General features: G+C 59.0%; 16 protein-coding genes. All 16 read left to right on the forward strand.

All coding sequences use genetic code 11. The annotated features are described in order from the left end of the window. Positions 1-10: 10 nt before the first annotated feature. The 16 genes from IOD17_RS00065 (at position 11) to IOD17_RS00140 (ending at position 13,949) form a co-directional block, all read left to right on the forward strand. On the forward strand, positions 11-799 hold the full coding sequence (locus IOD17_RS00065) for a ParA family protein (RefSeq protein WP_233683087.1): 789 nt from the start codon (positions 11-13) through the stop codon (positions 797-799). 10 nt (positions 800-809) lie between these two features. Further along, positions 810-1,682, forward strand: a complete 873-nt coding sequence (locus IOD17_RS00070) for a ParB/RepB/Spo0J family partition protein (protein WP_233683088.1) — start codon at positions 810-812, stop codon at positions 1,680-1,682. Positions 1,683-1,840: 158 nt separating this feature from the next. Continuing rightward, entirely contained in the window at positions 1,841-2,248 is a 408-nt protein-coding gene (locus tag IOD17_RS00075) for a F0F1 ATP synthase subunit I (RefSeq protein WP_233683089.1), read from the forward strand. A 14-nt stretch (positions 2,249-2,262) separates the two neighbouring features. After that, positions 2,263-3,132: a F0F1 ATP synthase subunit A gene (atpB, locus tag IOD17_RS00080; protein WP_233683090.1), complete on the forward strand. Its 870-nt coding sequence runs from the start codon at positions 2,263-2,265 to the stop codon at positions 3,130-3,132. Between the two features lie 115 nt (positions 3,133-3,247). Beyond that, complete coding sequence (gene atpE, locus IOD17_RS00085) at positions 3,248-3,505, forward strand: F0F1 ATP synthase subunit C (RefSeq protein WP_220815806.1); 258 nt, start codon at positions 3,248-3,250, stop codon at positions 3,503-3,505. 54 nt (positions 3,506-3,559) lie between these two features. Then, positions 3,560-4,030: a F0F1 ATP synthase subunit B gene (locus IOD17_RS00090; protein ID WP_233683091.1), complete on the forward strand. Its 471-nt coding sequence runs from the start codon at positions 3,560-3,562 to the stop codon at positions 4,028-4,030. Positions 4,031-4,045: 15 nt separating this feature from the next. Beyond that, positions 4,046-4,582 carry a F0F1 ATP synthase subunit delta gene (locus IOD17_RS00095; RefSeq protein ID WP_233683092.1) on the forward strand — a complete coding sequence of 179 codons (537 nt, stop codon included), beginning with the start codon at positions 4,046-4,048 and terminating at the stop codon, positions 4,580-4,582. Between the two features lie 21 nt (positions 4,583-4,603). After that, on the forward strand, positions 4,604-6,148 hold the full coding sequence (gene atpA / locus IOD17_RS00100) for a F0F1 ATP synthase subunit alpha (RefSeq protein WP_233683093.1): 1,545 nt from the start codon (positions 4,604-4,606) through the stop codon (positions 6,146-6,148). A 50-nt stretch (positions 6,149-6,198) separates the two neighbouring features. Then, on the forward strand, positions 6,199-7,059 hold the full coding sequence (gene atpG, locus IOD17_RS00105; RefSeq protein WP_160013934.1) for a F0F1 ATP synthase subunit gamma: 861 nt from the start codon (positions 6,199-6,201) through the stop codon (positions 7,057-7,059). A gap of 30 nt (positions 7,060-7,089) precedes the next feature. Then, positions 7,090-8,466: a F0F1 ATP synthase subunit beta gene (gene atpD / locus IOD17_RS00110; RefSeq protein ID WP_233683094.1), complete on the forward strand. Its 1,377-nt coding sequence runs from the start codon at positions 7,090-7,092 to the stop codon at positions 8,464-8,466. A gap of 83 nt (positions 8,467-8,549) precedes the next feature. Beyond that, a complete protein-coding gene (locus tag IOD17_RS00115) occupies positions 8,550-8,975 on the forward strand; it encodes a F0F1 ATP synthase subunit epsilon (RefSeq protein ID WP_160013932.1) in 426 nt (141 codons plus the stop codon). 130 nt (positions 8,976-9,105) lie between these two features. Further along, positions 9,106-10,467, forward strand: a complete 1,362-nt coding sequence (gene glmU, locus IOD17_RS00120) for a bifunctional UDP-N-acetylglucosamine diphosphorylase/glucosamine-1-phosphate N-acetyltransferase GlmU (RefSeq protein ID WP_233683095.1) — start codon at positions 9,106-9,108, stop codon at positions 10,465-10,467. Then, entirely contained in the window at positions 10,467-10,991 is a 525-nt protein-coding gene (locus IOD17_RS00125; protein ID WP_233683096.1) for a M23 family metallopeptidase, read from the forward strand. Before glmU ends, IOD17_RS00125 begins: the two co-directional genes overlap by 1 nt. 99 nt (positions 10,992-11,090) lie before the next feature. Next, positions 11,091-11,858: a DeoR/GlpR family DNA-binding transcription regulator gene (locus IOD17_RS00130; protein WP_233683097.1), complete on the forward strand. Its 768-nt coding sequence runs from the start codon at positions 11,091-11,093 to the stop codon at positions 11,856-11,858. A gap of 10 nt (positions 11,859-11,868) precedes the next feature. Next, positions 11,869-13,704, forward strand: a complete 1,836-nt coding sequence (gene glmS, locus IOD17_RS00135) for a glutamine--fructose-6-phosphate transaminase (isomerizing) (protein WP_233683098.1) — start codon at positions 11,869-11,871, stop codon at positions 13,702-13,704. Positions 13,705-13,718: 14 nt separating this feature from the next. Continuing rightward, the gene (locus tag IOD17_RS00140; protein WP_233683099.1) at positions 13,719-13,949 is read left to right on the forward strand and encodes a hypothetical protein; all 231 of its coding nucleotides are present in this window, start codon (positions 13,719-13,721) and stop codon (positions 13,947-13,949) included. Positions 13,950-13,962 lie beyond the last annotated feature (13 nt).

Below are 13,962 nucleotides of genomic sequence, written 5' to 3' on the forward strand. Positions count from 1 at the left end.
GAACGGCAGCATGGCTAAGGTATTCGCAATCGCTAACCAGAAAGGCGGTGTGGGCAAAACCACCACCTGCATCAATCTGGCTGCCTCGCTGGTGGCGACCAAGCGCCGTGTGCTGCTGATCGACCTCGACCCCCAGGGCAACGCAACCATGGGCAGTGGTGTGGATAAGCATGCGCTGGAGCATTCGATCTACGACGTGCTGATCGGCGAATGCAACCTGGTCGATGCCATGCAGTTTTCCGAGCACGGCGGTTACCAATTGCTGCCTGCCAACCGCGACCTGACCGCCGCAGAAGTCTCGCTGCTGGAAATGAAAATGAAGGAAAGCCGCCTGCGTTATGCATTGGCGCCGATCCGTGAAAATTATGATTACATCCTCATCGACTGCCCGCCGGCGCTGTCGATGCTTACGGTCAACGCCCTGGTGGCTGCCGACGGGGTGATCATCCCCATGCAGTGCGAGTACTACGCACTGGAAGGTTTGTCCGATCTGGTCAACAGCATTCAGCGCATCGCCGAGTTGCTCAATCCCAATCTGAAGATCGAAGGTCTGCTGCGCACCATGTATGACCCGCGCATCAGCCTGACCAACGATGTCAGCGCCCAGCTCAAGCAACACTTTGGCGACAAGCTTTATGACGCGGTCATTCCGCGTAACGTGCGCCTCGCCGAAGCGCCGAGCTTCGGCATGCCGGCGTTGGTGTATGACAAGCAATCTCGTGGTGCGCTTGCCTACCTGGCTCTGGCTGGCGAAGTGGTGCGCCGCCAGCGTGCTAGCGCCCACACTGCAACCGCATAAGGAAATACCCATGGCTGTGAAAAAACGAGGACTGGGACGCGGTCTGGATGCCCTGCTGGGTGGCAGCAGCGTCAGCGCGTTGCAGGAAGAAGCCGCGCAGGTCGACAGCCGTGAACTGCAGCACGTGCCTCTGGATCTGATCCAGCGCGGCAAATATCAGCCGCGCCGTGACATGGATGCCACAGCCCTGGAAGAACTGGCCGCCTCGATCAGGGTACATGGCGTGATGCAGCCCATCGTGATCCGTCCGATTGGCGGCGAGCGTTTCGAGATTGTTGCAGGTGAACGCCGCTGGCGTGCCAGTCAGCAGGCCGGCCTGGACAGGATTCCAGCCATGGTTCGCGAATTGCCGGATGAAGCTGCCATTGCCATGGCGCTGATCGAGAACATCCAGCGCGAAGACCTCAATCCAATTGAAGAAGCGGTGGCCCTGCAGCGCTTGCAGCAGGAGTTCGAGCTGACCCAGCAGCAGGTCGCCGATGCTGTGGGTAAGTCGCGGGTGACCATCAGCAATCTGCTGCGCCTGATCGCCCTGCCGGAAGAGATCAAGACCCTGCTGTCCCATGGGGATCTGGAAATGGGCCATGCCCGTGCCCTGCTCGGATTACCTGCCGAACAGCAGACTGAAGGTGCGCGACACGTTGTCGCACGAGGCCTCACGGTACGTCAGACCGAAGCCCTGGTTAGGCAGTGGCTGAACAGCAAAGACAAGCCTGCGGCAGTGGCTAAAACCGACCCGGACATCACCCGTCTGGAACAGCGCCTGGCCGAGCGCCTGGGCTCGCCGGTGCAGATCAAGCATGGTCAGAAGGGCAAAGGGCAACTGGTGATCAGCTACAGCTCGCTGGATGAACTGCAGGGTGTCCTGGCCCACATTCGCTGAAACAATTGCGCATGTAGCGACTAGTCGGAAATCACTACCCGGCAGTTGAATGGGGGGGGAAGCCCCCCTATACTCTGCGCGCATTTCGTCGGCACAAAGTATGCCAAGTTATTGATTTCAAGGTGCCGACGCCCGAGTTCAGCTTTCAGGAAAACAAGATGGACGTTCGCACGCCGAATCGCCTGCCCTTCCATCGCCTTGCTGTTTTCCCGGTACTGCTGGTGCAACTCCTGGTTCTGCTGCTTCTGGCCCTGGTGTTATGGCAGTGGCAAGGCGCAGTAGCCGGTTACTCGGGGTTGTGTGGTGGCCTGATTGCCTGGCTGCCAAATCTGTATTTTGCCCACAAGGCGTTCCGTTTCAGTGGAGCGCGGGCTGCTCAAGCCATCGTCCGGTCTTTTTATGCCGGTGAGGCGGGCAAACTGGTTTTAACGGCAGTGCTGTTTGCACTGACCTTTGCAGGTGTGAAACCTCTGGAACCGCTGGCTGTATTTGGCGTGTTCTTTCTGACCCAGTTGGTCAATTGGTTTTCGCCCCTGCTGATGAAAACAAGACTTTTAAGACCTTAGCGCTCGAGGGATATATGGCAGCAGCAGAAACCGCTTCGGGTTATATCCAGCACCACTTGACCAACCTGACCTACGGTCAGCACCCGGTCAACGGCTGGAGTTTTGCCCACACCGCTAAAGAAGCTCAGGAAATGGGCTTCTGGGCATTTCACGTAGACACCCTGGCAGTCTCTGTCGTGCTGGGCCTGATCTTTATTCTGCTGTTCCGTGCCGCTGCCAAGCGTGCCACTTCCGGGCAACCGGGCAAGCTGCAGAACTTTGTTGAAGTGCTGGTTGAGTTCGTTGACGGCAGCGTCAAGGACACCTTCCACGGCCGCAACGCCCTGATCGCCCCGTTGGCCCTGACCATCTTCGTCTGGGTCTTCCTGATGAACTTCATGGACCTGGTACCGGTGGACTGGTTGCCGATGCTGGCTGCCAAACTGGCTGGTGATCCGCACCTGTACTTCCGCGTCGTGCCGACCACTGACCCGAACGCCACCCTGGGCCTGGCCCTGTCGGTATTCGCCCTGATCCTGTACTACAGCATCAAGGTCAAAGGCATTGGCGGTTTCATCGGCGAGCTGACCCTGCACCCGTTCGGCAGCAAGAACATCGTGGTTCAGGCGCTGCTGATTCCGGTCAACTTCCTGCTTGAGTTCGTCACCCTGATCGCCAAGCCGATTTCCCTGGCACTGCGACTGTTCGGCAACCTGTATGCCGGCGAGCTGATCTTCATCCTCATCGCGATCATGTTCGGCGGCGGTCTGCTGCTCGGCGCGCTGGGTGTTGCCCTGCAGTGGGCGTGGGCGGTGTTCCACATCCTGATCATCGTGCTGCAGGCGTTCATCTTCATGATGCTGACCATCGTCTACCTGTCGATGGCGCACGAAGACAACCACTAAGAGCGCTTAGGCGCTCGCAGTGGACGCCCGCAAGGGCAACCAGAAGTACCGATTTGCTTTACTGCTTTACCTTAGAAAACCTTAACCAATACGACATAAAAAGTCGGGAGGAAAGATGGAAACTGTAGTTGGTCTGACCGCTATCGCTGTTGCACTGCTGATTGGCCTGGGTGCCCTGGGTACCGCCATTGGTTTCGGCCTGCTGGGCGGAAAATTCCTGGAAGGCGCTGCGCGTCAGCCGGAAATGGTTCCGATGCTGCAAGTGAAAATGTTCATCGTCGCTGGTCTGCTCGACGCCGTGACCATGATCGGTGTTGGTATCGCACTGTTCTTCACCTTCGCTAACCCGTTCATCGGTCAAATCCCAGCCTAATCGACTCTTTCGAGTTGATTAGCTGGATAGACAACGAACGAGCGAGGTGTTGGCGTGAACATTAATGCAACCCTGATTGGCCAGTCCGTTGCCTTCTTCATCTTCGTGCTGTTCTGCATGAAGTACGTGTGGCCTCCGGTCATTGCGGCTTTGCAAGAACGTCAGAAGAAGATCGCAGACGGCCTGGACGCTGCTAGCCGTGCGGCTCGTGACCTGGAGTTGGCCCAAGAGAAAGTGGGTCAGCAACTGCGCGAAGCCAAAAGCCAGGCAGCCGAGATCATTGAGCAAGCCAAGAAACGCGGTACCCAGATCGTCGACGAAGCCCGTGAACAGGCCCGCGTCGAAGCTGACCGTGTGAAGGCTCAGGCTCAGGCCGAGATCGAGCAGGAAATCAACGGTGTCAAAGACGCGCTGCGTGCCCAACTGGGTAGCCTGGCCGTTAGCGGTGCCGAGAAGATCCTGGGCGCATCTATCGACCAAAACGCGCATGCGGAGCTGGTTTCCAAACTGGCAGCCGAAATTTAAGCGAGGGGCGCGATCATGGCAGAACTGACCACGCTGGCCCGACCTTACGCTAAGGCTGCTTTCGAGTACGCCCAGGCCCACCAGCAACTGGCCAATTGGTCAGCCATGCTCGGCCTGGCTGCAGCGGTGTCGCAAGACGACACCATGCAGCGCGTGCTCAAGGCTCCGCGTTTGACGTGTACAGACAAGGCCACCACCTTTGTCGAGGTGTGTGGTGACAAGTTCGACGCCCAGGTACGCAATTTCATTCATATCGTCGCTGAAAACGATCGTCTGGCCCTGTTGCCACAGATCGTTGAACTGTTCGAGCTGTACAAGGCCGAGCAGGAAAAGTCGATTGATGTGGACGTTACCAGTGCCTTCGCATTGAGCGATGAACAGCAAGACAAACTCGCCAAGGTTCTCAGTGCACGGCTCGGCCGAGAAGTGCGTCTGCACGCCGCGGAAGATGCCACCCTCATCGGTGGTGTTGTGATCCGCGCCGGCGACCTGGTTATCGATGGCTCAGTTCGCGGCAAAATCGCGAAGCTGGCCGAAGCATTGAAATCTTGAGTTTGAAGGGGCAGCAGAGCTATGCAGCAACTCAATCCTTCCGAAATTAGTGAAATCATCAAGGGGCGTATCGAGAAACTCGATGTCGCCTCTCAAGCCCGTAACGAAGGCACCATCGTGTCCGTCTCCGACGGTATCGTGCGCATTCACGGTCTCGCCGATGTGATGTACGGCGAAATGATCGAGTTCCCGGGCAGTGTCTACGGTATGGCACTGAACCTGGAGCAAGACTCCGTAGGTGCTGTAGTGCTGGGTGCTTATACCACCCTCGCCGAAGGCATGAGCGCCAAGTGCACCGGTCGCATCCTCGAAGTTCCGGTTGGTCCGGAACTGCTGGGCCGCGTCGTTGACGCACTGGGCAACCCAATTGACGGCAAAGGCCCGCTGAACAACGTCGCTACCGACGCTGTTGAAAAGGTTGCGCCGGGCGTGATCTGGCGTAAGTCGGTCGACCAGCCGGTACAGACCGGTTACAAGTCGGTTGACGCCATGATCCCGGTTGGCCGTGGCCAGCGTGAGCTGATCATCGGTGACCGTCAGATCGGTAAAACCGCTCTGGCCATCGACGCCATCATCAACCAGAAAAACAGCGGCATTAAGTGCGTCTACGTAGCTGTTGGTCAGAAGCAATCGACCATCGCCAACGTGGTACGCAAGCTGGAAGAAAACGGCGCGCTGGCTAACACCATCGTTGTCGCGGCTTCCGCTTCCGAATCCGCTGCACTGCAGTTCATTGCACCGTACGCCGGTTGCACCATGGGCGAATACTTCCGCGACCGCGGTGAAGACGCGCTGATCGTTTATGACGATCTGTCCAAGCAAGCAGTGGCCTACCGCCAGATTTCCCTGCTGCTGCGCCGTCCGCCAGGCCGTGAAGCCTACCCAGGCGACGTGTTCTATCTCCACAGCCGTCTGCTGGAGCGCGCATCGCGCGTTTCCGAAGAGTACGTCGAGAAGTTCACCAATGGCGCTGTGACTGGCAAAACCGGTTCCCTGACCGCTCTGCCGATCATCGAAACCCAAGCTGGCGACGTTTCCGCGTTCGTTCCGACCAACGTGATCTCGATCACCGACGGCCAGATCTTCCTGGAATCGGCCATGTTCAACTCGGGTATCCGTCCTGCGGTCAACGCCGGTATTTCGGTATCCCGCGTGGGTGGTGCTGCACAGACCAAGATCATCAAGAAGCTCTCCGGTGGTATCCGTACCGCTCTGGCTCAGTACCGTGAACTGGCGGCATTCGCCCAGTTTGCTTCTGACCTGGACGAAGCCACCCGTAAGCAGCTTGAGCACGGTCAGCGCGTTACCGAGCTGATGAAGCAGAAGCAATATGCGCCGATGTCGATCGCTGACATGTCGCTGTCGCTGTATGCCGCCGAGCGTGGTTTCCTGGTCGATATCGAAGTCGCCAAGATTGGTGCATTCGAGCAGGCCCTGATTGCTTACTTCAACCGGGATCACGCCGCACTGCTGGCGAAGATCAACGAGAAGGGTGACTTTAACGACGAAATCGACGCTGGCCTGAAAGCCGGTATCGAGAAGTTCAAGGCCACCCAAACCTGGTAAGCCGCAGCGGGGGCCGCGAGGTCTCCGCTTGCTAACCCGATAGGTGTCAAATGGCAGGCGCAAAAGAGATTCGCAGCAAGATTGCGAGCATCAAAAGCACGCAGAAGATCACCAGCGCCATGGAAAAGGTGGCGGTCAGCAAAATGCGCAAGGCACAAATGCGCATGGCTGCTAGCCGTCCCTATGCGGAGCGTATCCGCCAGGTTATTGGTCATCTGGCCAACGCCAACCCGGAATACCGTCATCCGTTCATGATCGAGCGCGAAGTTAAGCGTGTAGGTTATGTCGTGGTGAGCTCGGACCGTGGTCTGTGTGGTGGTCTGAACACCAACCTGTTCAAGGCTCTGGTCAAGGACATGGCGAGCAATCGCGAGCAAGGCGTGGAGATCGATCTCTGCGTGGTTGGCAGCAAGGGTGCGGCATTCTTCCGCAACTTTGGTGGCAACATCGTTGCTGCGATCAGCCACCTGGGCGAGGAACCGTCGATCAATGATCTGATCGGTAGCGTCAAGGTAATGCTCGATGCCTACCTCGATGGTCGCATCGATCGTTTGTCCGTGGTCTCGAACAAGTTCATCAATACCATGACGCAAAAGCCGACAGTGGAGCAGTTGATTCCGCTGGTGGCTGATCCGGATCAGGATCTCAAGCATCACTGGGATTACCTGTACGAACCCGACGCCAAACAGCTGCTCGACGGCTTGATGGTGCGTTACGTGGAGTCGCAGGTGTATCAGGCGGTGGTTGAGAACAATGCGGCTGAACAAGCGGCCCGGATGATCGCGATGAAGAACGCCACCGACAACGCTGGCGATCTGATCAAAGACCTGCAGTTGGTTTACAACAAGGCACGTCAAGCAGCGATCACCCAGGAAATTTCGGAAATCGTCGGCGGCGCTGCCGCGGTTTAAGCACGGTTCAAATATTCAGAGGAACCAAAGATGAGTAGCGGACGTATCGTTCAAATCATCGGCGCCGTTATCGACGTGGAATTCCCGCGTGATCAAGTGCCGAGTGTTTATGAAGCGCTGAAAGTAGACGGCGCCGAAACCACCCTGGAAGTTCAGCAGCAGCTGGGCGACGGCGTGGTACGTACCATTGCAATGGGTTCGACCGAAGGCCTCAAGCGTGGCCTGAATGTCGGCAGCACTGGCGCAGGTATCCAGGTACCGGTTGGGGTGAAAACCCTGGGCCGTATCATGGACGTGCTGGGCAACCCGATCGACGAAGCTGGCCCGATTGGCGAAGAAGAGCGTTGGGGCATTCACCGTGCCGCGCCTTCCTATGCTGAACAAGCTGGCTCCAACGAGCTGCTGGAAACCGGCATCAAGGTTATCGACCTGGTTTGCCCGTTCGCCAAGGGCGGTAAAGTCGGTCTGTTCGGTGGTGCCGGTGTAGGCAAAACCGTAAACATGATGGAACTGATCCGTAACATCGCCATCGAGCACAGCGGTTATTCCGTGTTCGCCGGTGTGGGTGAGCGTACTCGTGAGGGTAACGACTTCTACCATGAGATGAAGGACTCCAACGTTCTCGACAAGGTAGCCCTGGTTTACGGTCAGATGAACGAGCCACCAGGCAACCGTCTGCGCGTAGCACTGACCGGCCTGACCATGGCCGAGAAGTTCCGTGACGAAGGCCGTGATGTTCTGTTCTTCGTGGACAACATCTACCGTTACACCCTGGCCGGTACCGAAGTATCCGCACTGCTGGGCCGTATGCCTTCCGCGGTGGGTTACCAGCCGACCCTGGCCGAAGAAATGGGCGTTCTGCAAGAGCGTATTACTTCGACCAAGACCGGTTCGATCACTTCGATCCAGGCCGTATACGTACCTGCGGACGACCTGACCGACCCAAGCCCGGCGACCACCTTCGCCCACTTGGACGCCACCGTTGTACTGTCCCGTGACATCGCTTCCCTGGGTATCTACCCAGCGGTTGATCCACTCGACTCGACGTCGCGCCAGCTGGACCCGATGGTTATCGGCCAGGAGCACTACGACACCGCTCGCGGCGTGCAGTACGTACTGCAGCGCTACAAAGAGCTGAAGGACATCATCGCGATTCTGGGTATGGACGAACTGTCCGAAGCAGACAAGCAACTGGTATCCCGTGCTCGTAAGATCCAGCGCTTCCTGTCCCAGCCGTTCTTCGTGGCCGAAGTCTTCACCGGTTCGCCAGGCAAGTACGTTTCCCTGAAGGACACCATTGCTGGCTTCAGCGGCATTCTGAAAGGTGACTACGATCACCTGCCAGAGCAGGCGTTCTACATGGTTGGCAGCATCGAAGAAGCTGTCGAGAAAGCGAAGAAACTGTAATCACCCGTGCGCCCGGCAACGGGCGCTTACGGTCTGCCGATACGCGTAGTAGTGTGTAGGCAGATCGATACGTGAGGTTAGACATGGCTATGACAGTCCATTGCGACATCGTCAGCGCAGAAGGCGAGATCTTCTCCGGTCTGGTCGAGATGGTGATTGCGCACGGTAACCTGGGTGATCTCGGTATCGCTCCAGGCCACGCGCCGCTGATCACCGACCTCAAACCGGGTCCGATTCGTCTGGTCAAGCTGGGTGGCGAAGCCGAGGTGTTCTACATCTCCGGCGGCTTCCTCGAAGTTCAGCCGAGTGTGGTGAAAGTTCTCGCCGATACCGTGCAGCGTGCTGCCGATATCGATGAAGCTGCTGCTCAGGAAGCCCTCCGGGCTGCCGAGAAAGCCTTGAATGAGAAAGGCGCGGAGTTCGACTACGGTTCCGCTGCTGCTCACCTGGCCGAGGTCGCGGCTCAGCTGCGTACCGTTCAGCAGTTGCGCAAGAAGTTCGGCGGTTAATTCCGGCGCTTCATCGCAAACGAGTAAAAGGGTAGCCTTGGCTACCCTTTTTCTTTGCCTGCTGTTTTTACCTTTTCAGTGGGTCGGGCTAGGGATTTAGCCCGCCTTCGTCTGCCTGGAATCTGCTCTTATGTCGCTCGATATCGTTATCCTCGCCGCCGGCCAAGGCACCCGTATGCGTTCCGCCTTGCCGAAAGTCCTGCACCCGGTTGCCGGCAAATCCATGCTTGGTCATGTGATCGACACGGCCCGTCTGCTGAAACCGCAAGGCATTCATGTGGTGATTGGTCATGGTGCGGAGCGGGTGCGTGAGCAGCTGGCGGCGGATGACCTGAATTTCGTGCTGCAGAGCGAGCAGCTTGGCACTGGTCATGCTGTGGCCCAGGCGTTGCCGGCATTGAGCGCCGAGCGTGTGCTGATTCTTTACGGCGATGTGCCGCTGATCGAAGTGGAAACCCTGCAGCGTCTGCTGCAACAAGTCAGCGAACAACAGCTTGGTCTGTTGACCGTTAACTTGAACGATCCAACCGGCTATGGCCGTATCGTCCGCGATGAGCAGGGCGTGGTGAAGGCCATCGTCGAGCACAAGGACGCCAGCGCTGAACAACGCCTGATCCGTGAAGGCAACACTGGCATCCTCGCCGTGCCGGGGAAAAAACTCGGCGATTGGCTCGGTCGTCTGTCCAACAGCAACGCCCAGGGCGAGTACTACCTCACCGACGTGATTGCCATGGCGGTGGCCGATGGTCTGGTCGTCGCTACTGAGCAGGCGGCTGACGAGATGGAAGTGCTGGGTGCCAACGACCGCATCCAGCTGTCGCAGCTGGAGCGTCACTATCAATACCGCGCCGCGCGTCGGTTGATGGTGCAGGGCGTGACCCTGATCGATCCGGCGCGTTTCGATCTGCGCGGCGAAGTCACGGTAGGCCGTGATGTGTCGATCGATATCAACGTGATCCTCGAGGGCCAAGTGCTGATCGAAGACGGTGTGCAGATCGGCCCGAACTGCGTGATCAAGAACTCGGTCCTGCGCCAAGGCGCCATCGTCAAAGCCAACAGCCATCTGGAAGGGGCTGAAGTGGGCGAGGGTGCCGATTGCGGTCCATTCGCCCGCCTGCGTCCGGGCTCGGTACTGGGCGCCAAAGCCCATGTGGGTAACTTCGTCGAACTGAAGAACGCCAAAATGGGCGAGGGTGCCAAGGCCGGGCACCTGAGCTACCTGGGCGACGCCGAGATCGGTGCGCGCACCAATATCGGCGCTGGCACCATCACCTGCAATTACGACGGCGCCAACAAGTTCAAGACGGTTCTGGGCGAGGACGTGTTTATCGGCTCCAACAGCGCCCTGGTTGCGCCGGTGACGCTGGGTGATCGCGCCACCACCGGTGCCGGTTCGGTGATTACCGGCGACGTGCCGGATAACACCCTGGCCGTTGGCCGCGCCAAGCAGCGCAATATCGAGGGCTGGAAGCGCCCGACCAAGAAGAGCTGATGGAGTTGGCAAGGACGCCGCTACGCAAACGCTGGATAATCCCGGCGCTGTTTCTGATCTGGGCCATGCTGCCGGAATGGCCGCAGATCCCAGTGCAGGGCGCCAGTAATCGGGACTGGCATCCGCGCACCTTCTGGTTCGAGCCCTGGGGCCGCTCCGGCGTGCACAAGGGCATCGATATTTTCGCCAAACAGGGCACGCCAGTGCTTTCTGCCAGCTATGGCGTGGTGCTGTTTCGCGGTGAGATCGCGCAGGGCGGCAAAGTGGTGCTCGCCCTGGGGCCGAAATGGCGCATGCATTATTACGCCCATCTAGACACCATCGATGCTTACCCTGGCCAACCGCTGTTGGCCGGCAGTGTGCTCGGCACGGTGGGCGATACGGGTAACGCGCGAGGCAAACCGGCGCACCTGCATTACTCGATTGTCAGCCTGTTGCCGCTGCCTTGGCGGGCGGACGAGTCGACCCAAGGCTGGAAGAAGATGTTCTATCTCGACCCGAGCCAGCTTCTGCCAACCCGCTGAAATGGCTTGAGCACACATCGCCAGATGTCGATTCCCGCTTGACGGACAAGCTTCATTAGGTTTTGATTCGCGCCATTATCTTTCGAATCGAAACTTAGAATGTCGAAACGCAACACTCCGCAACGTCGACACACCATTCTTGCCCTGCTCGCCGAGCAAGGTGAGGTGAGTGTGGATGAGTTGTCGAAAGCCTTCGCCACTTCGGAAGTGACCATTCGCAAAGACCTCGCTGCTCTGGAAAAGAACGGCTTGCTGCTGCGCCGCTACGGCGGTGCTGTGCCGATGCCGCAGGAGCTGATCAGCGATATCCAGCCGATCTCCCAGTACAAGCAGGCCATCGCCCGCGCGGGCGTGGCGCGCATTCGTGAACATGCGCGGATCATTATCGACAGTGGCACCACCACCGCGGCGATGATCCCGCAGCTTGGCCACAAGCCCGGTCTGGTGGTGATGACCAACTCGATGAACGTGGCGCGTGCCATCAGCGAGCTGGAGCACGAGCCGGTGCTGCTGATGACCGGCGGCACCTGGGACCCGCATTCGGAATCCTTCCAGGGCCAGGTCGCCGAGCAGGTGCTGCGTTCGTATGACTTCGACCAGCTGTTTATCGGTGCCGATGGCATCGACCTGACCCGTGGCACCACCACCTTCAATGAATTGCTCGGCCTGAGCCGGGTCATGGCCGAGGTGGCCCGCGAAGTGGTGGTGATGGTCGAGAGCGACAAGATCGGCCGCAAGATTCCCAACCTGGAGCTGCCCTGGAGCAGCATCCATACCCTGATCACTGACGAACGCCTCAGCCCTGAGGCTCGTGAACAATTAACCGAGCGCGGCATCAAGCTGATCTGCGCGGCTGTTGAAGCTTAAGGAGAAGATTATGTGTGGCATCGTAGGCGCAGTCGCTGAACGTAATATCACCGCTGTGTTGGTTGAAGGCCTCAAGCGTCTGGAATACCGCGGCTATGACAGTGCCGGTGTGGCGCTGCTGACCGAGCAGGGCAGTCTCGATCGCCGCCGTCGTGTCGGCAAGGTCAGCGAGCTGGAAAGCGCGCTGAGCACTGAACCACTGGCCGGTCGCTTAGGAATAGCCCACACCCGCTGGGCTACCCACGGTGCGCCGAGCGAGCGCAATGCCCATCCGCACTTCTCCGGCCATGACCTGGCGGTGGTGCACAACGGCATCATCGAGAACCACGAAGAACTGCGCAGCGAGCTCAAGGGCCTGGGCTACGTGTTCAGTTCCGACACCGACACCGAGGTGATCGTGCACCTGCTCGATCACATCCTCAAAGCGCAAACAGACCTGACTGCTGCGCTGAAACAGGCGGTCAAGCAACTGCACGGCGCCTATGGCCTGGCGGTGATTAGCAGCAAGCAGCCGGATCGCATGGTCGCCGCGCGCAGTGGCAGCCCACTGGTGATCGGCCTGGGTCTGGGCGAAAACTTCCTTGCCTCCGATCAGCTGGCTCTGCGTCAGGTCACCGACCGTTTTATGTACCTGGAAGAAGGCGATATCGCCGAGATCCAGCGCGACAGCGTGCAGATCTGGGATGCCTCCGGCCAGTCGGTGACGCGTGAGAGCGTGCAGTACCACGAAGGTGCCGAGGCCGCCGACAAGGGCGAGTACCGCCACTTTATGCTCAAGGAAATCCATGAGCAGCCCAAGGTCGTGCAACGCACCCTGGAAAGCCGCCTGGGTTCCGACCACGTTCTGGTGCAGGCTTTCGGCCCGCAGGCTGCCGAGCTGTTCGCCAAGGTGCGCAACGTACAGATCGTTGCCTGCGGCACCAGTTACCACGCCGGCATGGTCGCCCGTTACTGGCTGGAAGGTCTGGCTGGCATCCCTTGCCAGATCGAAGTAGCCAGCGAGTTCCGCTACCGCAAGGTGGTGGTACAGCCGGACACCCTGTTTGTCAGCATCTCCCAGTCCGGCGAAACCGCCGACACCCTGGCCGCACTGCGCAACGGTAAGGAGCTGGGCTACCTGGCCAGCCTGGCGATCTGCAATGTCGGCATCAGCTCACTGGTGCGCGAATCTGACCTGACTCTGCTGACCCAGGCTGGCCCGGAAATCGGCGTGGCCTCGACCAAGGCCTTTACCACCCAGCTGGTGGCATTGATGCTGCTGACCCTGGCCCTCGGGCAGGTGCGTGGCACCCTGGATAAAGCCCTACAAGCCGAGCTGGTAGAAGAGCTGCGCCGTCTGCCAACCCGCCTGGGCGAAGCCCTGGCCATGGACAGCGTGGTGGAGAAAGTCTCCGAGCTGTTCGCCGAGAAGCACCACAGCCTGTTCCTCGGCCGTGGCGCGCAGTACCCGGTGGCGATGGAAGGCGCGCTCAAGCTCAAGGAAATTTCCTATATCCACGCAGAAGCCTACCCGGCTGGCGAGCTCAAGCACGGCCCGTTGGCGCTGGTGGACAGCGATATGCCAGTAGTCACCGTGGCACCGAACAACGAGCTGCTGGAAAAGCTCAAATCCAACCTGCAGGAAGTGCGCGCCCGTGGCGGCGAGCTGGTGGTGTTTGCCGATCAGCAGGCCGGCATGAGCAATGGCGAGGGCACCCACGTGGTGAACATGCCGCATATCCACGACGCCCTCGCGCCGATCCTCTACACCATTCCGCTGCAGCTGCTGTCCTACTATGTTGCCGTGCTCAAGGGCACCGACGTTGACCAGCCGCGCAACCTGGCCAAGAGCGTAACGGTTGAGTAAGCAGGCACCAGCTGATGCGTCGTGAAGACATAAGGAGCAAGCAGGCCCAGGGCTTGCTCCTGGATATCCATGTCATCGCCAACCCGTCTAATACCCGGGAGTGGATCGTGCTGTTGAAGAAAGGCGCAGGCACCAGCTTCTTTCTGGTCGATGACCAGGAGCAGGTGGAGTCCTTCGCCGACCTCAATGGCCTGATTGACGAGCTGCGTTTACTCGGCATCAAGGCTGCTGAAATCCATCTCTAGGGGCTGCTGATCT

Origin of the sequence: Pseudomonas anguilliseptica (assembly GCF_021375795.1) — a bacterium.
GTDB classification, from domain to species: Bacteria; Pseudomonadota; Gammaproteobacteria; order Pseudomonadales; family Pseudomonadaceae; genus Aquipseudomonas; species Aquipseudomonas anguilliseptica_A.